We start from the raw sequence: 22544 nt of genomic DNA, 5'->3' as shown, positions 1-22544 counted from the left end.
ATCCCGGGTCGATTGCGTCCACACTTACTCCATCGAAACGAACTGAGGGTAAAAACAATGATCTTCTTACGCAAAGCAAACGACCGCGGTCACGCAAATCATGGTTGGCTGGACTCATGGCACAGCTTCTCGTTTGCCGATTATTATGACCCGAACTTTATGGGTTTCTCGGCACTGCGAGTGATTAACGATGACGTTATCGATGCCGGCCAGGGCTTTGGTACCCACCCGCACAAAGACATGGAAATCCTGACCTACGTTCTGGACGGCGCAGTTGAGCACCAGGACAGCATGGGTAACAAAGAGCAGGTTCCTGCGGGTGAGTTCCAGATTATGAGTGCGGGTACCGGGGTGCGTCACTCCGAATACAACCCAAGCAAAACCGACCGCCTGCGTCTGTACCAGATCTGGATCATTCCGGAAGCCAAAGGCATCACCCCGCGCTACGAGCAGCGTCGCTTTGACGCCGAGCAGGGGAAACAGCTGGTTCTGTCTCCGGATGCCCGTGACGGCTCGCTGAAAGTGCATCAGGATATGGAGCTGTACCGCTGGGCGCTGGCGAAAGACGAGCAGTCCGTGCACCAGATCGCCGCGAACCGCAAAGTGTGGATCCAGGTGGTAAAAGGCGAGGTGACCATCAACGGCACCAAAGCGACCACCAGCGATGGTCTGGCCATCTGGGATGAGCAGGCGATCTCCGTCCATGCCGACAGCGCCGCTGAAATTCTGCTGTTCGACCTGCCGCCAGTCTAAAGAGTAAATAATTGTCCAGCCTTCCCTAATGGCAGGGAAGGTTGGTCTTTGTCCGTGATAAACTGAGGGAATCTATCACTACCGGTTTCTCTCAGGACGATGAAAAAGAAAAGACCCGTACTTCAGGATGTAGCCGATCGCGTCGGTGTGACTAAAATGACGGTCAGCCGTTTCTTACGTAACCCGGAACAGGTTTCCGTGGCGTTACGTGGCAAGATTGCCGCTGCTCTCGATGAACTGGGTTATATCCCCAACCGCGCTCCCGATATTCTCTCCAATGCGACCAGCCGTGCGGTAGGCGTCCTGCTCCCCTCCTTAACCAACCAGGTCTTCGCGGAAGTGCTCCGCGGCATCGAAAGCGTCACCGACGCCTTTGGCTATCAGACCATGCTCGCTCACTATGGGTACAAACCGGAACTGGAAGAAGAACGTCTGGAGTCGATGCTCTCCTGGAACATTGACGGCCTGATCCTGACCGAACGCACCCACACCGCGCGCACGCTGAAGATGATCGAAGTGGCGGGTATTCCGGTGGTCGAGCTGATGGACAGCCAGTCGCCCTGTCTTGATATCGCCGTCGGGTTCGATAACTTTGAAGCCGCCCGCCAGATGACGGCAGCAATCATCGCCCGCGGTCATCGTCATGTCGCCTATCTTGGCGCACGTCTGGATGAACGTACTATCATCAAACAGAAGGGATACGAGCAGGCGATGCTCGACGCGAGCTTAACGCCCTACAGCGTGATGGTAGAGCAGTCTTCTTCCTACACCTCCGGCATTGAGCTGATGCGCCAGGCCCGTCGCGAGTATCCGCAGCTTGATGGCATCTTCTGTACTAACGATGACCTCGCGGTCGGCGCCGCCTTTGAATGCCAGCGTCTGGGGCTGAAGATCCCGGGTGATATGGCGATTGCCGGTTTCCACGGTCACGACATCGGTCAGGTAATGGAGCCGCGTCTGGCAAGCGTCCTGACCCCGCGTGAGCGCATGGGCCGTATCGGTGCGGAACGCCTGCTGGCGCGCATTCGTGGCGAAACGGTGACGCCTAAAATGTTAGATTTAGGTTTCACGCTGTCACCAGGTGGATCTATTTAGGGTGACAAGTTTGAACTAGCTCACACTTATTCACTTCGCACACGTTTGGATATTGCTTCTCGTCAGCCCCGGCAGGACAATGTTACCGATAACTGTTACCCGTAACAATTGACTGAGGGACATACTTTGAGCACCACAAATCCAGATCACCACGTTTATGTCCTGATGGGCGTTTCCGGTAGCGGTAAATCCGCCGTTGCCAGCGAAGTGGCGCATCAAATTCATGCCGCGTTTCTTGATGGTGACTTTCTCCATCCGCGCAGCAATATCAACAAAATGGCCTCTGGCGAGCCGCTGAACGACGACGATCGTAAGCCGTGGTTACAGGCGCTGAACGATGCTGCATTTGCCATGCAGCGCACCAATAAAGTGTCGCTGATTGTCTGCTCCGCGCTGAAAAAGACCTACCGCGACCAGCTGCGTGAAGGTAACGCCAATCTCTCCTTTATCTACCTGAAGGGCGATTTCGACGTGATTGAAACCCGCCTGAAAGCGCGTAAAGGGCACTTCTTCAAAACCCAGATGCTGGTAACGCAGTTCGAAACCCTGCAGGAGCCGGGCGTGGATGAAAGTGATGTGCTGGTCGTGGATATCGATCAGCCGCTGGACGGTGTTGTCGCAAGCACCATTGAGGTCATTAACAAAAGGCAGTAAGTTTTGAGTACGTTAACGCTTGTTTTAACAGCAGTCGGCTCCGTGCTGTTGCTGCTGTTTTTGGTAATGAAGGCCCGTATGCACGCCTTTGTTGCTTTGATGGTGGTATCCATTGGTGCAGGTCTCTTTTCCGGAATGCCGCTCGACAAAATCGCCGCGACCATGGAAAAAGGGATGGGAGGCACGCTAGGCTTCCTGGCGATTGTAGTCGCGCTTGGCGCGATGTTTGGCAAAATCCTGCATGAAACCGGCGCGGTCGATCAGATCGCCGTCAAAATGCTGAAATCTTTCGGCCACAGCCGGGCGCACTACGCGATTGGTCTGGCCGGTCTGATCTGCGCGCTGCCGCTGTTCTTTGAGGTGGCCGTCGTGCTTCTGATTAGCGTGGCCTTCTCCATGGCGCGCCATACCGGCACTAACCTGGTGAAGCTGGTGATCCCTCTGTTTGCCGGTGTGGCAGCGGCGGCGGCATTTCTGCTGCCGGGGCCTGCGCCGATGCTGCTGGCCTCGCAGATGCACGCTGACTTCGGCTGGATGATCCTGATTGGCCTCTGCGCCGCGATCCCGGGCATGCTGATTGCCGGTCCGCTGTGGGGCAACTTCATCAGCCGTTACGTTGAGCTGCACATCCCGGGCGACGTCACCGAGCCGCACCTGGGCGAGGGCAAAATGCCGTCGTTCGGCTTCAGCCTCGCGCTGATCCTGCTGCCGCTGGTGCTGGTGGGGCTGAAAACCATCGCCGCGCGCTTTGTTCCGGTCGGTTCAAGCGCTTACGAGTGGTTTGAGTTTATCGGCCATCCGTTCACCGCGATTCTGGTCGCCTGTCTGGTTGCCATCTATGGCCTGGCGATGCGTCAGGGGATGCCGAAAGACCGGGTGATGGAGATCTGCGGTGCTGCGCTGCAGCCTGCGGGTATTATCCTGCTGGTTATTGGTGCGGGCGGCGTGTTCAAGCAGGTGCTGGTGGATTCCGGCGTCGGCCCGGCTCTGGGCGAAGCGCTGACCGGGATGGGCCTGCCGATTGCGGTGACCTGTTTCGTGCTGGCTGCGGCTGTACGTATTATTCAGGGCTCCGCCACCGTAGCCTGCTTAACGGCAGTGGGCCTGGTGATGCCGGTGATTGAGCAGCTGAACTACTCCGGTGCGCAGATGGCAGCGCTGTCTATCTGTATCGCGGGTGGGTCGATTGTGGTGTCACACGTTAACGATGCGGGGTTCTGGCTGTTCGGTAAATTTACCGGCGCGACCGAAGCGCAAACCCTGAAAACCTGGACGATGATGGAAACCATCCTCGGCACCACCGGGGCGATTGTCGGGATGATTGCGTTTACGCTGTTGAGCTAGCGGCAGTGCCCGGCGGCGCGTTGCTTGCCGGGCCTACAAAACCAGACCGTAGGCCGGGTAAGCGCAAGCGCCACCCGGCTTTTTTACATCCTCACCCCTTCATCCACGCCCTGATCCCATCCAGGAACATCTGCGTCGCCATCATCACCAGAATTAACCCCATCAGCCGCTCCAGCGCATTGACCCCTTTCTCGCCCAGCAGGCGTAAAAACAGCGACGACTGCAGCAGGATGATGAAGGTCCCGCCCCAGGCTATCAGCAGGGCAATCACCAGATGACTCATCTGATTCGGATACTGATGCGACAGCAGCATCAGGGTTGCCAGAATGGTCGGCCCGGCGACCAGAGGAATGGCCAGCGGCACAATAAATGGCTCTTCACCCGCAGGCAGGCCGCTGCTGCTGCCTTCGCTGCTCGGGAAAATCATTTTGATGGCAATCAGGAACAGAATAATCCCGCCGGAGATGGAGACCGTTTCAGCGCGCAAATTCAGGAATGCGAGGATTTTCTCGCCGGCAAACAGGAAGATAAACATCACCAGCAGGGCGATGAGCAGCTCGCGGATCATGATGGCCCGACGGCGCTTCGGCTCGGTGTGCTTCAGCACCGACATGAAGATCGGCAGGTTTCCGAGTGGATCCATAATTAGGATCAATAAAACAGCTGCGGAAATGATTTCACTCATCGTAGGTTATCCCTGATACTTGTATGGTTTCTCGGATGATTAGCTCTTTTTCTGATAGCCGGGCAATCATCGATTAATTTCGCTTGCGACTTTGGCAGCATTTTGTAATGTGAAGCATATCCCAGTTCAATACTGGCTTGCATAAACAGCACACACCCTCTGCAGGAAAAAAATGCTATGAAAAACGTTGGTTTTATCGGCTGGCGCGGTATGGTCGGCTCTGTACTCATGCAACGCATGGTTGAAGAGCGCGATTTCGACGCTATCCGCCCGGTCTTCTTCTCCACTTCCCAGCTCGGCCAGGCTGCACCGTCCTTTGGGGGTACCACAGGCACGTTGCAGGATGCTTACGATCTGGAAGCGTTGAAGGCGCTGGACATTATTGTCACCTGCCAGGGCGGCGATTATACCAACGAAATTTATCCAAAGCTTCGTGAAAGCGGCTGGCAGGGCTACTGGATTGACGCGGCCTCTTCGCTGCGCATGAAAGACGACGCGATCATCATTCTTGACCCGGTTAACCAGGACGTCATCACCGATGGCCTGAACAAAGGCGTCAAAACCTTCGTGGGCGGTAACTGTACGGTCAGCCTGATGCTGATGTCGCTGGGCGGTCTGTTTGCCCAGGATCTGGTGGAGTGGGTCTCTGTGGCGACCTACCAGGCGGCCTCCGGCGGCGGCGCGCGCCATATGCGCGAGCTGCTGACCCAGATGGGCCAGCTGCACCACAGCGTGGCACAAGAGCTGGCAAACCCGGCGTCCGCTATTCTCGATATCGAGCGTAAAGTCACTCAGCTGACCCGCAGCGGCGAGCTGCCGGTAGATAACTTCGGCGTACCGCTGGCCGGTGGCCTGATCCCGTGGATCGACAAACAGCTGGATAACGGCCAGACCCGCGAAGAGTGGAAAGGCCAGGCGGAGACTAACAAAATCCTGCGTACCGCTTCCGCGATCCCGGTTGATGGCCTGTGCGTGCGCATCGGCGCGCTGCGCTGCCACAGCCAGGCATTCACAATTAAAATGAAAAAAGATGTATCCATACAAACTGTGGAGGAATTGCTCGCTTCGCACAATCAGTGGGCAAAAGTCATCCCTAATGACCGCGATATCACCATGCGTGAGCTGACCCCGGCTGCGGTCACCGGCACATTATCTACCCCTGTAGGACGCCTGCGTAAACTAAATATGGGCCCGGAATACCTGTCCGCCTTTACCGTCGGCGATCAGCTTCTGTGGGGTGCCGCAGAGCCGCTGCGCAGGATGCTACGCCAGCTGGCGTAATAAATACTTAATACTTAGGGGTGATTTATCACCCCTTTTTTTGCGTACTAAAGGACGAAAACGCAAATGATTCATTATTTTTCGGGAGTCATATAAAGCGTTGGCTATGCTTTATGCGGGATGTCACATATTCCGCCTGGAGGTTGGATGGAACAGAGAGGATGCACAAGGTGCTGTTCCATCCAGGTCACATTAAGGTCGTACCCGGTGGCGAAAGGGGCGGCAACTAAAAAAACAGGATGAATACCATGTCCGTTCGTATTGATAGAGACGTGATTAATGCGCTTATTGCGGGTCACTTTGCGGATCCATTTTCTGTACTTGGCATGCACCGCACTGAAGCTGGACTGGAAGTCCGTGCACTGTTACCTGACGCGACGGAGGTGTGGGTCATCGAACCCAAAACCGGGCGCAAGGTCGGTAAACTCGAATGTATCGATTCACGCGGCTTCTTCGCCGGCGTGATGGCCCGCCGTAAAAACGTCTTCCGTTATCAGCTCGCCGTCATCTGGCATGGTCAGCAGAACCTGATCGACGATCCCTATCGCTTCGGTCCGCTGCTGCAGGAGATGGATGCCTGGCTGCTGTCTGAGGGGACGCACCTGCGTCCCTATGAGACGCTCGGCGCCCATTCTGACACCATGGACGGCGTGACCGGCACCCGCTTTACCGTCTGGGCTCCGAATGCCCGGCGCGTGTCGGTGGTGGGGCAGTTCAACTACTGGGATGGCCGTCGCCACCCGATGCGCCTGCGTGGCGAGACCGGCATCTGGGAGCTGTTTATCCCCGGCGCGCAAAACGGCCAGCTGTACAAGTACGAGCTGATCGATGCGCACGGCAATCTGCGCATCAAAGCCGATCCCTATGCCTTCGAAGCGCAAATGCGCCCGGAAACCGCATCGCTCATTTGCGGTCTGCCGGAGAAAGTCGCCCAGAGCGAAGAACGCATCCGGGCCAACCAGTTCGATATGCCGATCTCTATTTATGAAGTCCATCTTGGCTCCTGGCGTCGTCATACCGATAACAACTTCTGGCTCAGCTACCGGGAGCTGGCCGACCAGCTGATCCCGTATGTGAAATGGATGGGCTTTACCCATCTGGAGCTGCTGCCCATTAATGAACACCCGTTCGACGGCAGCTGGGGTTATCAGCCGACCGGCATGTATGCCCCGACCCGCCGTTTCGGCACCCGCGACGACTTCCGCTACTTTATCAACGCCGCACACGCCGCCGGGCTGAACGTGATCCTCGACTGGGTGCCGGGCCACTTCCCGTCCGATGACTTTGGTCTGGCGGAGTTCGACGGCACCAGCCTGTATGAGCACAGCGATCCGCGCGAAGGCTATCACCAGGACTGGAATACCCTGATCTACAACTACGGTCGTCGGGAAGTGACCAACTATCTGGTGGGCAACGCGCTTTACTGGATCGAGCGTTTCGGCATTGATGCCCTGCGCGTGGACGCCGTCGCCTCGATGATCTACCGCGACTACAGCCGCAAAGAGGGAGAGTGGATCCCGAACGAGTTCGGCGGTCGTGAAAACCTGGAAGCCATTGAGTTCCTGCGTAACACCAACCGTATTCTTGGGGAGCAAACACCGGGTGCGGTGACGATGGCGGAAGAGTCCACGGACTTCCCGGGCGTTTCTCGTCCACCTTCGATGGGCGGCCTCGGCTTCTGGTTCAAGTGGAACCTCGGCTGGATGCACGACACCCTGGACTACATGAAGCTGGATCCGGTGCATCGACAGTATCACCACAACAAGCTGACCTTCGGCATGCTCTACAACAGCACCGAAAACTTTGTCCTGCCGCTCTCCCACGACGAAGTGGTCCACGGCAAAAAATCGATTCTCGACCGTATGCCGGGCGATGCCTGGCAGAAGTTTGCCAACCTGCGCGCCTACTACGGCTGGATGTTCGCCTTCCCGGGCAAAAAACTGCTGTTTATGGGCAACGAGTTCGCCCAGGGCCGGGAGTGGAACCACGATACCAGTCTCGACTGGAACCTGCTGGAAGGGGGCGACAACTGGCATCACGGCGTTCAGCGCCTGGTGCGCGACCTCAACCATACCTATCGGCACCACAAAGCACTGCACGAGCTGGACTTTGATGATTACGGCTTCGAGTGGCTGGTGGTGGATGACAACGAGCGCTCGGTGCTGATCTTTGTCCGTCGTGACAAAGTGGGTAACGAAATCATCGTTGCCAGTAACTTCACCCCGGTCACGCGTCATCACTACCGTTTCGGCATCAATCAGCCGGGCAAATGGCGTGAGGTGCTGAACACCGACTCCATGCATTACCACGGCAGCAACGCGGGCAATGGCGGGCTGGTGCAGAGCGATGAGCAGGAGAGCCATGGTCGACCACAGTCCCTGAGCCTCACTCTGCCGCCGCTGTCCACGATCTGGCTGGTGCGGGAGGGGGAATGACGCAGCTCGCTGCAGGTAACCCGGCGCCGCTCGGCGCACGCTACGATGGCAAAGGGGTGAACTTCACCCTCTTTTCCGCCAATGCGGATCGGGTTGAACTCTGCGTGTTTGACGAGAAGGGCATTGAACATCGTTACGATCTGGTGGGTCGCAGCGGCGATATCTGGCATGGCTACCTCGAGCATGCCCGGCCAGGCACCCATTATGGTTTCCGGGTGCATGGCCCCTGGGATCCGGCCAAAGGGCTGTTCTTTAACCCGGCCAAGCTGCTGCTCGACCCCTGTGCGTATCAGGTTGAAGGCACGCTGAAGGACGATGTTCTACTGCACAGCGGCAAAGTGACCGCCGATCACCGGGACAGTGCCGCGGTGGCACCCCGCAGCGTGGTGGTCAGCGACGATCGCTACGACTGGGAAGAGGACGCCGCCCCCAATACGCCCTGGGGCAAGACGGTCATCTATGAAGCCCACGTGAAAGGGCTGACGTATCTGCACCCTGGCATTCCGGAGGCGATCCGCGGCACCTACCGGGCGCTCGGTCACCCGGTGATGATTGCTTATTTTAAGCATCTCGGGATCACCGCCCTGGAATTATTACCGGTAGCCCATTTTGCCTCCGAGCCGCGACTGCAGCGCCTCGGTCTCAGCAACTACTGGGGCTATAACCCGATGGCGATGTTTGCCCTCGACCCGCGCTATGCCTCGCATCCCGAGCGGGCCCGGGATGAGTTTCGTGATGCGGTGAAGGCGCTACACGAAGCGGGTATTGAGGTCATTCTGGATATCGTGCTCAACCACAGTGCCGAGCTGGATCTGGAAGGCCCGACGTTCTCCCTGCGCGGAATTGATAACCCTAGCTATTATTGGTTAAGAGAGGATGGCGATTACCACAACTGGACCGGTTGCGGTAACACCCTCAATCTCAGCCATCCGGCGGTGGTGCAGTACGCGTATGAATGCCTGAAGTATTGGGTGGAAACCTTCCATATCGACGGCTTTCGTTTTGACCTGGCGTCAGTGATTGGACGCACGCCGGAATACAGCCCGCAGGCGCCGCTGTTTGAGGCAATTAAGAACTGCCCGCTGCTCTCGGGCGTGAAGCTGATCGCGGAGCCCTGGGATATCGGCCCGGGCGGCTACCAGGTGGGGAATTTCCCGCCGCCGTTTGCCGAGTGGAACGACCACTATCGTGATACCGCGCGCCGCTTCTGGCTGGCGCGCGATCTGTCACTCGGCCAGTTTGCCGGGCGTTTCGCAGCTTCAAGCGATCTGTTTAAGCGCAACGGGCGACTGCCCTCCGCGTCGATCAACCTGGTCACCGCGCACGACGGGTTCACCCTGCGTGACTGCGTTTGTTTCAATCAGAAACACAATGAAGCCAATGGCGAAGAAAATCGTGATGGCACCTTCAATAACCACAGTTTTAACCATGGTATTGAAGGATTAAGTGGCAATCTGAATGTGATTGAGCGGCGCCGCGCCAGCGTGCACGCGCTGCTCACCACGCTGCTTTTGTCGCAAGGAACGCCGATGTTGCTGGCAGGCGATGAACATGGCCACAGCCAGCACGGTAACAACAATGCGTATTGCCAGGATAACCCGTTAACCTGGCTGGACTGGCAACAGGCCAACAGTGGATTAGCCGACTTTACCGCTGCGCTGATCCATCTGCGTCAGCAGATCCCAGCGCTCACCCTGAATCAGTGGTGGGAAGAGGGCGACGGCAATGTGTGCTGGCTGAATAAAGAGGCGCAACCGTTGGAAGCGCGTGAGTGGCAAAGCGGCGTGCCGTGCCTGCAAATCCTGCTTTCGGATAGCTGGCTTATCACGCTTAACGCCACAGATGAGGTCGCAGAAATTGTTTTACCCGAAGGGGAGTGGCGGGCCATCCCCCCATTTGCCGGAGAGGATAATCCGGTCGTTATGACTGCCTGGCATGGGCCTGCGCACGGTGTATGTGTATTCCAGAGATGATAATAAAAGGAGTTGATCATGGTTAGGTTAGATAAGAACGACCCTCTAATGTTGGCGCGTCAGCTGCCATTGAAGTCTGTTGCCCTGATTCTTGCTGGCGGCCGCGGTACCCGATTAAAAGATTTAACGATTAAGCGCGCCAAGCCCGCCGTCCACTTCGGCGGTAAATTCCGTATTATCGATTTTGCCCTGTCAAACTGCCTGAATTCAGGCATTCGCCGTATTGGCGTGATCACCCAGTACCAGTCACACACTCTGGTGCAGCATATTCAGCGCGGCTGGTCGTTCTTCAGTGAGGAGATGAACGAGTTTGTCGACCTGTTACCTGCCCAACAGCGCGTGCACGGCGAAAACTGGTATCGCGGTACTGCCGATGCGGTGACGCAAAACCTCGACATTATTCGTCGCTACGACGCCGAGTATGTGGTGATCCTCGCCGGGGACCACATCTACAAGCAGGACTATTCCCGCATGCTCATCGACCATGTCGAAAAAGGGGCGCGCTGCACCGTAGCCTGTATGCCGGTGCCCGTTGCCGAAGCGACGGCCTTTGGCGTGATGGCGGTGGATGAAAACGACAAAGTGATCGATTTCGTTGAAAAACCGGCGAACCCGCCATCCATGCCGGGGGACGACACCAAAGCGCTGGCCAGTATGGGGATCTATGTCTTTGATGCTGATTACCTTTATCAGCTGCTGGAAGAGGACGACAAGGATGAGAAATCCAGCCACGACTTCGGCAAAGATATCATCCCGAAAATCACCAAATCTGGCATGGCCTATGCACATCCGTTCCCACTGTCCTGCGTGCAGTCCGATCCTAATTCAGAACCTTACTGGCGCGATGTCGGCACCCTGGAAGCGTACTGGAAGGCGAACCTCGATCTGGCCTCGGTGACCCCGGAACTGGATATGTACGACCACAACTGGCCGATCCGTACCCATATGGAATCCCTGCCGCCGGCGAAATTTGTACAGGACCGCTCGGGCAGCCACGGCATGACGCTGAATTCGCTGGTCTCCGGCGGGTGCATTATTTCCGGCTCGGTGGTGGTGCAGTCGGTGCTGTTCCCGCGCGTGCGGGTGAACTCCTTCTGCAACATTGATTCGTCAGTATTGTTACCCGACGTCTGGGTTGGCCGCTCGTGCCGCCTGCGTCGTTGCGTTATCGACCGTGCCTGCGTCATTCCGGAAGGCATGGTAATTGGAGAAAACGCGGAAGAGGACGCGCGCCGTTTCTACCGCTCAGAAGAAGGCATCGTGCTGGTTACGCGTGAAATGCTGCGTAAACTGCAGATCAAACAGGAGCGATGATGCAGGTTTTACACGTTTGTTCTGAGATGTTCCCGTTGCTGAAAACCGGCGGGTTGGCGGATGTGATTGGGGCGCTACCGGCGGCGCAAATTGCCGGTGGGGTCGATACTCGCGTGCTGTTACCCGCTTTTCCCGATATTCGTCGCGGCATCCCTGACGCCCAGATCGTCAGCCGCCGCGATACCTTTGCCGGGCGCATCACATTACTGTTTGGTCATTACAACGGTGTGGGCATTTACCTGATTGATGCCCCGCATCTGTATGACCGCCCAGGGAGCCCGTACCACGACACCAACTTATTTGCCTATACCGATAACGTGCTGCGTTTTGCGCTGCTCGGCTGGGTCGGGGCGGAGATGGCCTCCGGGCTGGATCCGTTCTGGCGCCCGGACGTAGTGCACGCCCACGACTGGCACGCCGGGCTGGCTCCGGCGTATCTGGCGGCGCGTGGCCATCCGGCGAAGTCGGTCTTTACCGTGCATAACCTGGCCTATCAGGGGATGTATTTAGCCAAACATATGGATGACATCGATCTGCCATGGTCGTTCTTTAATATCCATGGGCTGGAGTTTAACGGGCAGATTTCATTCCTTAAGGCCGGGCTGTACTACGCCGATCACATCACCGCCGTGAGTCCGACCTACGCGCGGGAGATCACCGAGCCGCAGTTTGGCTACGGCATGGAGGGGCTGCTCGCGCAACGCCAGCGCGAAGGACGTCTGTCGGGCATTCTCAACGGCGTGGATGAAAAAATCTGGAGTCCGGAGTCGGACCTGCTGCTGACCGCGCGCTACAACCGCGATTCGGTGGAAGATAAGGCCGAGAACAAACGTCAGCTACAGATCGCCATGGGGCTGAAGGTCAACGAAAAGGTGCCGCTGTTTGCGGTAGTGAGCCGTCTGACCAGCCAGAAAGGGCTCGATCTGGTGCTCGAGGCGCTGCCGGGCCTGCTGGAGCAGGGCGGACAGCTGGCACTGCTGGGTGCCGGCGATCCGGTATTGCAGGAGGGCTTCCTCGCGGCCGCGGCCGAGCATCCGGGTCAGGTGGGCGTGCAGATCGGCTATCACGAAGCGTTTTCGCACCGCATCATGGCGGGCGCCGACGTTATCCTGGTCCCGAGTCGTTTTGAGCCCTGCGGCTTAACCCAGCTGTATGGCCTGAAGTACGGCACGCTGCCTCTGGTGCGTCGTACCGGCGGGCTGGCGGATACCGTATCCGACACCTCGCTGGAGAACCTGGCAGACGGAATCGCCAGCGGATTTGTCTTTGAGGACAGTAATGCCTGGTCGCTGTTACGCGCGATTCGGCGTGCCTTCGTGTTGTGGTCCCGTCCCTCTTTGTGGCGTTTTGTTCAGCGCCAGGCGATGGCCATGGATTTTAGCTGGCAAGTTGCGGCGCAGTCCTACCGCGATCTTTATCAACGCTTGATGTAACAATGCTGGAATCAGAGATATGAATGCACCTTTTTCCTATGCGTCTCCCACGGTAAGCATTGAGGCGTTAAAGCACTCAATCGCTTACAAGCTGATGTTCACCATCGGCAAAGATCCGGTGATTGCCAACAAACACGAATGGCTTAACGCCACCCTGTTTGCCGTGCGCGACCGGCTGGTTGAACGCTGGCTGCGCTCTAACCGCGCCCAGCTCTCACAGGAGACCCGTCAGGTTTATTATCTGTCGATGGAGTTTTTGATTGGCCGCACCCTCTCCAATGCGCTGTTGTCGCTGGGTATCTATGACGACGTAAAGACCGCACTGGAAGAGATGGGGTTAGATTTAGAAGAGCTGATTGACGAAGAGAACGACCCCGGCTTAGGCAACGGCGGTCTCGGTCGTCTGGCGGCCTGTTTCCTCGACTCGCTGGCAACACTCGCCCTGCCGGGACGCGGCTACGGTATCCGCTACGATTACGGCATGTTCAAACAGAACATCGTCGATGGCCGGCAGAAAGAGTCCCCGGACTACTGGCTGGAGTACGGCAACCCGTGGGAGTTCAAGCGTCACAACACCCGCTATAAAGTCCGCTTTGGCGGCCGTATCCAGCAGGAAGGCAAAAAGAGCCGCTGGGTCGAAACCGAAGAGATCCTGGCCGTGGCCTACGACCAGATCATCCCGGGCTACGACACCGACGCGACCAACACGCTGCGCCTGTGGAATGCCCAGGCCAGTAGCGCGATTAACCTCGGCAAATTCAATCAGGGTGACTACTTCGCGGCGGTGGAAGACAAAAACCACTCCGAGAACGTCTCCCGTGTGCTGTACCCGGATGACTCCACCTATTCCGGGCGCGAGCTGCGTCTGCGTCAGGAGTACTTCCTGGTCTCCGCGACCATTCAGGACATCCTGAGCCGCCACTACCAGCTGCATAAAACTTACGCCAACCTGGCGGAAAAAACCGCCATCCACCTCAACGACACCCACCCGGTGCTGTCGATCCCGGAGCTGATGCGCCTGCTGATCGACGAACATAAGTTCAGCTGGGAAGAGGCGTTCGAGGTGACCTGCCAGGTCTTCTCCTACACTAACCACACGTTGATGAGCGAAGCGCTGGAAACCTGGCCGGTGGATATGCTCGGCAAAATCCTGCCGCGCCACCTGCAGATCATTTTTGAGATCAACGACTTCTTCCTGAAAACCTTGCAGGAGCAGTACCCGCACGACACCGGCCTGCTGAGCCGTACCTCGATCATTGATGAATCCAATGGCCGCCGGGTGCGCATGGCGTGGCTGGCGGTGGTGATCAGTCACAAGGTCAACGGCGTGTCGGAGCTGCACTCCAACCTGATGGTGCAGTCGCTGTTTGCCGACTTCGCGAAGATCTTCCCGATGCGTTTCTGCAACGTGACCAACGGGGTAACGCCGCGCCGCTGGCTGGCACTGGCGAACCAGCCGCTCTCCGACGTGCTCGATGAGAACATCGGCCGCAACTGGCGTACCGACTTAAGCCAGCTGAGCGAGCTGGAACAGCACGCCGATTTCCCGACGGTGAATAAAGCGGTGCGTGATGCCAAGCTGCTGAACAAAAAGCGGCTGGCGGTGTGGATGGCGCTGCATCTCAACGTGGTGGCCAACCCGAAAGCGCTGTTCGACGTGCAGATCAAACGTATCCACGAGTACAAGCGTCAGCTGATGAACGTGCTGCACGTGATCACCCGCTACAACCGCATCAAGGCCGATCCCGATGCCGACTGGGTGCCGCGTGTGAATATCTTTGCCGGTAAAGCGGCCTCGGCCTACTACATGGCGAAGCACATCATTCACCTGATCAACGACGTGGCGAAGGTGATCAACAACGATCCGCAGATTGGCGACAAGCTGAAGGTCGTCTTTATCCCTAACTACAGCGTGAGCCTGGCCCAGCTGATTATCCCGGCCGCCGATCTCTCCGAGCAGATCTCCACCGCGGGCACCGAAGCTTCCGGCACCAGTAACATGAAGTTTGCCCTTAACGGCGCGCTGACCATCGGCACGCTGGATGGCGCAAATGTCGAGATGCTGGAGCACGTGGGCGAAGAGAATATCTTCATCTTCGGTAACACCACGGAAGAGGTTGAGGCCCTGCGTGCCAAAGGCTACTCGCCGCGTGATTATTACGAGAAGGATGAAGAGCTGCGTCAGGTGCTGACTCAGATCGCCACCGGGGTCTTCAACCCGGACGAGCCTGGCCGCTATCGCGACCTGGTGGATTCGCTGATCAACTTCGGGGATCACTACCAGGTGCTGGCAGACTACCGCAGCTATGTGGATTGTCAGGACAGGGTCGACGAGCTGTACCGCAAGCCGGAAGAGTGGACCACCAAAGCGATGCACAACATCGCCAACATGGGCTACTTCTCATCCGATCGCACCATCAAAGAGTATGCCGAGACCATCTGGCATATTGATCCGGTGAAGTTGTAAAAAATGCCGGGTGGCGGCTCCGCCTTACCCGGCCTACGATCCTGTGTCTTTTGTAGGCCCGGTAAGCGTTAGCGCCACCGGGCATTACTCTCAGGACGCCAGCGATAACTCACGCTTTCCCGTCCGCTCGGCCAGCCACAGCGCCACGCGGGACTGTTGCTCCGCATTCAGCCACATCCCCTCTTTGGTGCGACGCCACAGCGCATCGTCCGCGCGGCGTACCCACTCGTGGTCGGCTAAATAACGTAATTCCGCCTCGTAGAACTCGTGACCAAAATGTTCGCCCAGATCGCTGAGATCCTTCGCGTCCCTCAGGATCAGCTCACTGTTGCTGCCGTAGGTGCGGGCAAAGTGGCGGGCCATGGATTCGCTGATAAACGGATAGCGACGGCGCAATTTCGCCGCGTAGTCATCGCGGTTGCCGCCGATATCACCGCCGGGCAGCACCGCGCCTTTGGTCCACGCCGGGCCGATACCCTGATAGAACGGAGCCAGTTTTTCCATCGCATGCTCTGCCAGCTTGCGATAGGTGGTGAGCTTACCGCCAAACACCGACAGCAGCGGCGCCTTGCCGTGGTCATCGTGAATATCAAGGGTGTAGTCGCGGGTGATGGCCTGCGGTGAGTCAGACTCGTCATCGCACAGCGGACGCACCCCGGAGTAGCTCCAGACCACATCGTCACGCGCCAGCGATTTCCTGAAGTGCGCGTTATACACCTTCAGCAGATAGCTGATTTCGTTCTCGTCGATAGCGACGCTTTTCGGATCGCCTTTGTACTCCACGTCGGTGGTACCAATGATGGAGAATTCATCCATCCATGGGATCACAAACACGATGCGCTTGTCTTCGTTTTGCAGAATATAGGCCTGCTTCTGGGTATGTACCCGCGGCACCACGATGTGGCTGCCTTTAATCAGACGGATGCCATACGGCGACGGCAGCTGCATCCCCTCGTCGAAGAACTGCTTCACCCACGGGCCGGTGGCGTTCACCAGACCGCGGGCCTGCCAGCTGAAACGCTCGCCGGTATCAATATCTTCGGCCTCGACGATCCACAGCCCTTTTTCCCGGCGGGCGGAAATGGCACGGGTACGGGTTTTCACCTCGCCGCCTTTGCGTTCAACCATTTGCGCGTTGGCGAGCACCAGGCGGGCATCATCCACCCAGCAGTCGGAATATTCGAATCCGCGCACGATTTCAGGCTTCAGCACCGAATCTGAGCCAAAACGCACACCGGCAGAAGCGGGCAGGCTGGTGCGTTTGCCCAGGTGATCGTACATAAACAGGCCAATGCGGATCATCCAGGCCGGACGCAGATGCGGACGGTGCGGCAGACGAAAACGCATCGGAGTCGCGATATGGGGGGCCATTTTCAGCAGCACTTCACGCTCGGCCAGCGCCTCACTGACCAGGCGGAACTCGTAGTGCTCCAGATAACGCAGGCCACCGTGGATCAGCTTAGAGCTGGCGGAGGAGGTAGCGCAGGCGAGATCCTGCGCTTCCAGCATCAGGACAGATAATCCGCGCCCGGCAGCGTCCGCCGCAATGCCCGCTCCGTTGATTCCGCCACCGATAACAATCAGATCTTTGGTTTCCATTGTATCCTCACGCACTTTCGTTAAAGCTCAAAAATGTTCGATATCGCTCATACTAGCAAAGGAAATGGATTTTAGTAACATCAAAAAAACAAATTTGAGTGATACAGCTAACATAATGGCGTTTACCCGCCGCCAGGACGTACACTAGCCGATAAGATAGTGAGGGCATCAGGCCGCACTGCACCTGCACAAACAACAGAGAGCACCATGGAACAATTTGAATGTATTAACGTAGAAGAAGCCCACCAGAAGATGCACCAGGGACTGGCGGTGCTGGTGGACATTCGCGATCCGCAAAGTTTCGCGATGGGCCACACGCCGGGCGCGTTTCATCTGACCAACGCTTCCCTGAGCGAATTTATGCGCGATAACGATTTTGAAACGCCGGTGATGGTGATGTGCTATCACGGCAACAGCAGCAAAGGCGCGGCGCAATACCTGCTGCAGCAGGGCTTTGAAGCGGTCTACAGCGTGGACGGCGGATTCGATGCATGGCACCGTCATTTCCCGGCAGAAGTCGAGCACGCCGGCATTTAGGGTATATACTGTCCCCTTTTGTGTGGAATAAGCGACTGCCGCCGATGCTGATGATTACCTCTTTTACCAACCCGCGCGTCGCCCAGGCGTTTGTCGATTACATGGCGACGCAGGGTGTTATCCTCACCATTCAACAACATACCCAGACCGACGTCTGGCTGGCGGATGAGAGCCAGGCCTCCCGGGTCAACGCCGAGCTGGCGCGTTTTCTGGAGAATCCCGGCGATGCGCGCTATCTGGCGGCAAGCTGGCAGTCCGGCCATACCGGCAGCGGGCTGCACTACCAGCGTTTTCCTTTTCTGGCGACCGTGCGTGAACGCGCGGGGCCGTTCACCCTGGTCTTAATGGCGGCCTGTATTCTGGTCTTCATTCTGATGAGCGTGGTGGGCGATCAGCAGGTCCTGCTGATGCTGGCCTGGCCGTATGATGCCTCCGTTGAGTTCGAGTTCTGGCGCTACTTCACCCACGCGCTGATGCACTTCTCGGTGCTGCATATCCTCTTTAACCTGCTGTGGTGGTGGTATCTCGGCGGGGCGGTGGAGACACGGCTCGGCAGCGGCAAGCTCATCGTGCTTACCCTTATCAGCGCACTGCTCAGCGGCTTTATCCAGCATAAGTTTGGCGGCCCATGGTTTGGCGGCCTCTCTGGCGTAGTCTACGCGCTGATGGGCTATGTCTGGCTGCGCGGCGAGCGCGATCCCGAGAGCGGCATCTACCTGCAGCGCGGTTTAATGGCCTTTGCATTAATCTGGATTATTGCCGGATGGTTTGATCTGTTTGGCATGGCGATTGCCAACGGCGCACACATGGCCGGGCTGGCAGTCGGGCTGGCGATGGCGTTTGCCGATACGCTAAATGCGCGAAAACGAACATAATTCTGGCAGGGAACTCTGATGAAACAAACACAACGTCATGACGCCATTATTGAACTGGTGAAAAAGCAGGGATACGTCAGCACCGAAGAGCTGGTGGAGCAGTTTGCCGTCAGCCCGCAGACCATTCGTCGTGACCTCAACGATCTGGCCGATCAGAACCGTATCCTGCGCCATCACGGGGGCGCGGCGCTGCCGTCCAGCTCGGTGAATACCTCCTGGCACGATCGCAAGGCGACGCAGACCTCTGAGAAAGAGCGTATTGCCCGCAAGGTGGCGAGCCAGATCCCCAATGGCGCGACGCTGTTTATCGACATCGGCACCACGCCGGAAGCGGTGGCCCACGCCCTGCTGAACCATGAGAACCTGCGGGTCGTCACCAACAACCTCAACGTGGCCACCACCCTGATGCAGAAAGAGGATTTTCGCATCATCCTGGCGGGCGGCGAGCTGCGCAGCCGTGACGGCGGCATTATTGGCGAAGCGACCCTCGACTTTATCTCCCAGTTCCGCCTCGACTTCGGCATCCTCGGCATCAGCGGGATCGATACCGATGGCTCATTGCTGGAGTTTGATTACCACGAAGTACGCACCAAGCGGGCGATTATCGAGAACTCGCGCCACGTGATGCTGGTAGTGGATCACTCCAAGTTTGGCCGTAACGCGATGGTGAATATGGGCAGTATCAGTATGGTGAACGCGGTTTACACCGACGTGATGCCGCCTGAAGGGGTGTTACAGGTGATTCGCGATCATAAGTTGCAGTTAGAACTGTGCTGAGTTTGTGCCGGGTGGCGGCTTCGCCTTACCCGGCCTACAAAACCGTAGGCCCGGCAAGCGTAGCGCCGCCGGGCAATGAATGGCAACAAAACCGTAGGCCCGTGCAAGCGTAGTGCCGCCGGGCAATGAATTACACCCCGTACCCCATCATCTTCAACAACTGCTGCGCATGCAGCACCGCGTCCTGGCGGTGGGCGACACCCAGCTTCTGATACAGATTCCGGATATGCGTTTTGATGGTGGTGGCCGCCACGGCCAGCTCACCGGCGATCTGCTCGTTGCTGTAACCTGAGTAGATCAGCCCCAGCACCTGCCACTCACGCTGGGTCAGCGGGCTGGTGCGGATCAGTTCCGGCACTTCCGGATGGGTCAGCAGACGCTCCACGAAAGTCTCATCGAAATGGGCGAACTTGTGGCGGTGATGCTGGTTAATCTCCCGCAGGATGCGCTGGGCGCGATGCTGATCCAGCTCCGGCAGAGTGTTGAGCTGAATCAGCTGGCGCAGCTGCTGCGCCATGGTCTCGCCTTCAATCACAAAGTGGCTGATAAACCCGGTGCGGTTCGCCAGCTGCAATGCTTCCAGCAGCACGCGCTGGGCGTCATTCTTGCGGCCGGCCTGCCAGTAAAGCTGGTTCTGCAGCAGCAGGTTGCGGTTGAGATCGCTCATCAGTCGCAGGCTGCGGGCATTTTCATTTAACTCTTCCAGCACCATTTCGGCCGGTTCAAATTCGCCTAACAGGATCTGCGCCCGGGCAATATTGCGCCACTGGCTCTGCAGGAAGTGGTTATTAGCAAACTCCGGCTTCGGCGTCTGGCGCAGCCAGTTGGCCGCCGATTTCTTGTCGCCGGTCATCTGCCAGTAAATCACCCGCACCTTATCGGCGTTGGATACCCAGTCGCTGTGATACTGACCGTTGCCGAGCAGGTTCTCCAGACGGTTAAGGTGGTTGCGGGCGTTATCCAGATCGCCGCGCGCCAGCGAGCACTGCACCAGCAGGCCCAGGCACTGCAGCTGCTGCTGCGGCTGATAGGTGGAGAGCACGTCGACCCCATGACGGGCGGTGCTTTCGGCTTCGTCCAGTCGGGCCCATGCCCACAGCAGCTGGGCGCGGATGCGCAGCAGGAACTCGTGCATCGGCAGCTGTTCCAGGTGCTGATCGCGGATCAGGGTGAAGGCTTTCTCCTGGGTCTCCCAGGCGGCCTGCAGGAAGCCCTGGGCAAACAAAATTTCGCTCTGCTGGATCAGGCTCCACAGGGCGTAGTGCCAGACGTCATGGCGGCGCGCCATCTGCTCCGTCTGCTGCATCAGCGACAGGGAGCGGGTGAGATCGCCTTTACAGTGCAGTACTTCGCCGTGCACCGAGGTGGCGACGATGCGGCTGTAGAAGTTCGCCAGCGGCAGCTCCTCCAGCGCCCCCAGGGCCAGGCGCTGGGCCTCTTCCGGGTTGCCGTCGTTGATGGCCACCTGCGCGCGCAGGGCGTTGAATTCGCCGTGCAGGGCGGCGTCCATCTCGCCTTTCATCTCCTGCTCAGCGCGGGCCAGCAGGGTATTCACTTCGCTGTAGCGGTGCTGGCTCTGCATCAGCCAGGCCTGCAGCAGCACCAGACGCGGATTCTCCAGCAGGCTCTCCCACGGCAGGGCGCGGAGCGACTCCTCCAGCAGGGCCAGCTCGCTGTGGTTAAACAGGCTCCAGGCATGGTTGAGCAGAATATCGCGCAGCATATGGGCATCGCCCGCCGCCAGGGCGTGGTGAATGGCCTCGCTCGGGAAACCCTGCGCCATCCAGCTTTCGGCGGCGGCGCGGTGGATTTCCGGTAATTCGGTTGCCAGCTCCCACTGACAGCGCTGGCGCAGGAAGCTGCCAAACAGCGGGTGGTAGCTGAACCACTCTCCGGAGTCGTCCATGCGCTGCAGGAACAAGCCCTGACGTTCGATCTCCTCCAGGCGCATCTGGCCGTTGTCTTCGCCGGTGACGCGCACGATCAGCGCATCGTTCATCGAGCGCAGCAGGGAGCTTTTCAGCAGGAACTGACGGGTGGATTGATCGACGCTGTCGAGCACTTCATCCACCAGGTAATCGGAGAGGTGGCTGGCATTGATCCCCGACAGACGACGGGCGGATTGCTGCGTCGAGCTGTTGTTATGTCGGGCCGACAGGGCAATCAGCTGCAGGGCGGTGGCCCAGCCTGCCACGTCGTCGCACAGGCGGCTGCTTTCGGCCACTTCGATTGGGGATTTCAGGCGACAGTCAAAGAACTGCTTCGCTTCCTGATGGGTAAAGGAGAGCTGTTGGCTGCCCACTTCCAGCAGCTGATCGCGCACGCGCAGGTTGGCAATGCCCAGCTGCGGCAGGTTACGCGACAGGATCACCAGGGTCAGGTTTTCCGGCTGGTGGCGCAGGAAAAAGCGCATCGACTCATGGATAACCGGATTGGTGATCAGATGGTAGTCATCAATGACCAGGTAGAGCGGGCGGTGCCATTCGGCCAGCTCGATAAACAGTTGGGAAAACAGGGAAGAGAGGCTGGCGTACTGACGCTTTTGCACCATCACTTCGCTGGTCACACAGTGTCCGTTGGTCGCCTGCTGAATGGCGGCGATCAAATAGCTGGCAAAACGCTCCTGCTGGTTGTCGCCCTCATCAAGGGAGTACCAGCCGAGATCGGTCTTACCGGAAGCCCACTGTGAAATGAGCGTGGTTTTGCCGTAGCCGGCAGGGCTCGTTACCAGCGCCAGTCGAAAATTGTTCGCGCCGGAAAGTTTCGCCAGCAAGCGTTCGCGGACCACAGTATGGTCAAGACGAACCGGGCGACTTAATTTGGACGGAATCAACATAGTTTTCACTTCACTGTGTGGAAATCGAGATTTTTGATTTTTTTTTGCGCTTCGTAATTAATCCTTATAAGGTCGGTCAGAAACCCTTTTATTGCAAGTTATGTCCGGGTTTTATGTCCCTTAATTTGCACTCGGTCACAAAAATATATCGATGGGGGAGGGAACTTTTCCGATGGGCCTCGAAAGCGCATGGATACTGGCGTGGCGTGTTTCCAGGAGGTTAAGCATAAAAAGGAATATAGAAGCGTAAAGGCGGTGAAAAGTTAATAAAGTTCCGGGAAGGTTACGGGGCTGAAATAACATTCTGCGATGCAGTAAATTCTGAGCAATATTACGTCGGGTAAGTAATTATTTCCGCATGCCTATATTTCAGGCGAAACCGCATTTCATTTTTTTGACTCCCTTCCCGGAAATCGCGGCCTGAATGCCCCACACTTTCGCCGCAGAAGGTGGCCGCGATCACACTTTAGCGCTCATCCCCGCTAC

General features: G+C 57.7%; 16 protein-coding genes. 13 read left to right on the top strand and 3 right to left on the bottom strand.

The window, feature by feature from the left end; translation table 11 throughout:
• Positions 1-57 precede the first annotated feature (57 nt).
• The 4 genes from GNG27_RS21795 to gntU all read left to right on the top strand — a co-directional run bounded on the left by GNG27_RS21795 (position 58) and on the right by gntU (position 3846).
• The gene (locus GNG27_RS21795) at positions 58-753 is read left to right on the top strand and encodes a pirin family protein (protein WP_142487411.1); all 696 of its coding nucleotides are present in this window, start codon (positions 58-60) and stop codon (positions 751-753) included.
• A gap of 99 nt (positions 754-852) precedes the next feature.
• On the top strand, positions 853-1848 hold the full coding sequence (gntR, locus tag GNG27_RS21790; RefSeq protein ID WP_142487410.1) for a gluconate operon transcriptional repressor GntR: 996 nt from the start codon (positions 853-855) through the stop codon (positions 1846-1848).
• Between the two features lie 126 nt (positions 1849-1974).
• Positions 1975-2502, top strand: a complete 528-nt coding sequence (gene gntK / locus GNG27_RS21785) for a gluconokinase (RefSeq protein WP_142487409.1) — start codon at positions 1975-1977, stop codon at positions 2500-2502.
• Between the two features lie 3 nt (positions 2503-2505).
• Positions 2506-3846 (top strand): gluconate transporter, encoded by a 1341-nt coding sequence (gene gntU, locus GNG27_RS21780; protein ID WP_142487408.1) that lies wholly within the window; start codon positions 2506-2508, stop codon positions 3844-3846.
• A gap of 91 nt (positions 3847-3937) precedes the next feature.
• Here gntU and GNG27_RS21775 read toward each other — a convergent pair whose 3' ends face one another.
• Positions 3938-4531 (bottom strand): YhgN family NAAT transporter, encoded by a 594-nt coding sequence (locus tag GNG27_RS21775; RefSeq protein ID WP_032614883.1) that lies wholly within the window; start codon positions 4529-4531, stop codon positions 3938-3940.
• Positions 4532-4708: 177 nt separating this feature from the next.
• On the opposite strand from GNG27_RS21775, the gene asd reads away from it, so the two are divergent.
• The 6 genes from asd (at position 4709) to glgP (ending at position 15434) form a co-directional block, all read left to right on the top strand.
• Positions 4709-5812 carry an aspartate-semialdehyde dehydrogenase gene (gene asd / locus GNG27_RS21770; RefSeq protein WP_142487407.1) on the top strand — a complete coding sequence of 368 codons (1104 nt, stop codon included), beginning with the start codon at positions 4709-4711 and terminating at the stop codon, positions 5810-5812.
• Between the two features lie 248 nt (positions 5813-6060).
• The gene (gene glgB / locus GNG27_RS21765; RefSeq protein WP_142487406.1) at positions 6061-8247 is read left to right on the top strand and encodes a 1,4-alpha-glucan branching enzyme; all 2187 of its coding nucleotides are present in this window, start codon (positions 6061-6063) and stop codon (positions 8245-8247) included.
• Positions 8244-10220, top strand: a complete 1977-nt coding sequence (gene glgX, locus GNG27_RS21760) for a glycogen debranching protein GlgX (RefSeq protein WP_156264797.1) — start codon at positions 8244-8246, stop codon at positions 10218-10220. Before glgB ends, glgX begins: the two co-directional genes overlap by 4 nt.
• Positions 10221-10238: 18 nt before the next feature.
• Positions 10239-11534, top strand: a complete 1296-nt coding sequence (glgC, locus tag GNG27_RS21755; RefSeq protein WP_142487404.1) for a glucose-1-phosphate adenylyltransferase — start codon at positions 10239-10241, stop codon at positions 11532-11534.
• Positions 11534-12967 (top strand): glycogen synthase GlgA, encoded by a 1434-nt coding sequence (gene glgA, locus GNG27_RS21750; protein ID WP_142487403.1) that lies wholly within the window; start codon positions 11534-11536, stop codon positions 12965-12967. The genes glgC and glgA overlap by 1 nt, the downstream gene beginning before the upstream one ends.
• A 19-nt stretch (positions 12968-12986) precedes the next feature.
• Positions 12987-15434 carry a glycogen phosphorylase gene (gene glgP / locus GNG27_RS21745; protein ID WP_156264796.1) on the top strand — a complete coding sequence of 816 codons (2448 nt, stop codon included), beginning with the start codon at positions 12987-12989 and terminating at the stop codon, positions 15432-15434.
• Between the two features lie 90 nt (positions 15435-15524).
• Here the strand turns inward: glgP and glpD are convergent, their stop codons facing one another.
• Positions 15525-17033 carry a glycerol-3-phosphate dehydrogenase gene (gene glpD, locus GNG27_RS21740; RefSeq protein ID WP_156264795.1) on the bottom strand — a complete coding sequence of 503 codons (1509 nt, stop codon included), beginning with the start codon at positions 17031-17033 and terminating at the stop codon, positions 15525-15527.
• Positions 17034-17240: 207 nt separating this feature from the next.
• Here glpD and glpE point away from each other — a divergent pair, with 207 nt between their 5' ends.
• Genes glpE through GNG27_RS21725 form a run of 3 tightly spaced genes read left to right on the top strand, consistent with a single transcriptional unit; the run spans position 17241 to position 19222 of the window.
• Positions 17241-17570: a thiosulfate sulfurtransferase GlpE gene (gene glpE / locus GNG27_RS21735; protein ID WP_032614862.1), complete on the top strand. Its 330-nt coding sequence runs from the start codon at positions 17241-17243 to the stop codon at positions 17568-17570.
• A 44-nt stretch (positions 17571-17614) separates the two neighbouring features.
• Complete coding sequence (gene glpG / locus GNG27_RS21730; protein ID WP_156264794.1) at positions 17615-18445, top strand: rhomboid family intramembrane serine protease GlpG; 831 nt, start codon at positions 17615-17617, stop codon at positions 18443-18445.
• Positions 18446-18463: 18 nt separating this feature from the next.
• Positions 18464-19222, top strand: coding sequence for a DeoR/GlpR family transcriptional regulator (locus tag GNG27_RS21725; protein ID WP_156264793.1), 759 nt, complete (start codon positions 18464-18466; stop codon positions 19220-19222).
• A gap of 130 nt (positions 19223-19352) precedes the next feature.
• Here the strand turns inward: GNG27_RS21725 and malT are convergent, their stop codons facing one another.
• On the bottom strand, positions 19353-22058 hold the full coding sequence (gene malT / locus GNG27_RS21720; RefSeq protein ID WP_142487398.1) for an HTH-type transcriptional regulator MalT: 2706 nt from the start codon (positions 22056-22058) through the stop codon (positions 19353-19355).
• Positions 22059-22544 lie beyond the last annotated feature (486 nt).

The organism is Leclercia sp. 119287 (assembly GCF_009734485.1).
Classification (GTDB): Bacteria; Pseudomonadota; Gammaproteobacteria; order Enterobacterales; family Enterobacteriaceae; genus Enterobacter; species Enterobacter adecarboxylatus_C.
The sequence above is the reverse complement of the archived record's forward strand: the minus strand, read 5'-3'. Positions and strand labels throughout refer to the sequence as shown.

Bases quoted from the DNA above. Each gene is read 5' to 3' on its own strand.
- glgP (WP_156264796.1), top strand. From the start codon at position 12,987: ATGAATGCACCTTTTTCCTATGCGTCTCCCACGGTAAGCATTGAGGCG.
- glgC (WP_142487404.1), top strand. From the start codon at position 10,239: ATGGTTAGGTTAGATAAGAACGACCCTCTAATGTTGGCGCGTCAGCTG.
- gntR (WP_142487410.1), top strand. From the start codon at position 853: ATGAAAAAGAAAAGACCCGTACTTCAGGATGTAGCCGATCGCGTCGGT.
- glpG (WP_156264794.1), top strand. From the start codon at position 17,615: ATGCTGATGATTACCTCTTTTACCAACCCGCGCGTCGCCCAGGCGTTT.
- asd (WP_142487407.1), top strand. From the start codon at position 4,709: ATGAAAAACGTTGGTTTTATCGGCTGGCGCGGTATGGTCGGCTCTGTA.
- GNG27_RS21775 (WP_032614883.1), bottom strand. From the start codon at position 4,531: ATGAGTGAAATCATTTCCGCAGCTGTTTTATTGATCCTAATTATGGAT.
- glpE (WP_032614862.1), top strand. From the start codon at position 17,241: ATGGAACAATTTGAATGTATTAACGTAGAAGAAGCCCACCAGAAGATG.
- GNG27_RS21795 (WP_142487411.1), top strand. From the start codon at position 58: ATGATCTTCTTACGCAAAGCAAACGACCGCGGTCACGCAAATCATGGT.
- glpD (WP_156264795.1), bottom strand. From the start codon at position 17,033: ATGGAAACCAAAGATCTGATTGTTATCGGTGGCGGAATCAACGGAGCG.
- GNG27_RS21725 (WP_156264793.1), top strand. From the start codon at position 18,464: ATGAAACAAACACAACGTCATGACGCCATTATTGAACTGGTGAAAAAG.
- glgA (WP_142487403.1), top strand. From the start codon at position 11,534: ATGCAGGTTTTACACGTTTGTTCTGAGATGTTCCCGTTGCTGAAAACC.
- glgX (WP_156264797.1), top strand. From the start codon at position 8,244: ATGACGCAGCTCGCTGCAGGTAACCCGGCGCCGCTCGGCGCACGCTAC.
- glgB (WP_142487406.1), top strand. From the start codon at position 6,061: ATGTCCGTTCGTATTGATAGAGACGTGATTAATGCGCTTATTGCGGGT.
- malT (WP_142487398.1), bottom strand. From the start codon at position 22,058: ATGTTGATTCCGTCCAAATTAAGTCGCCCGGTTCGTCTTGACCATACT.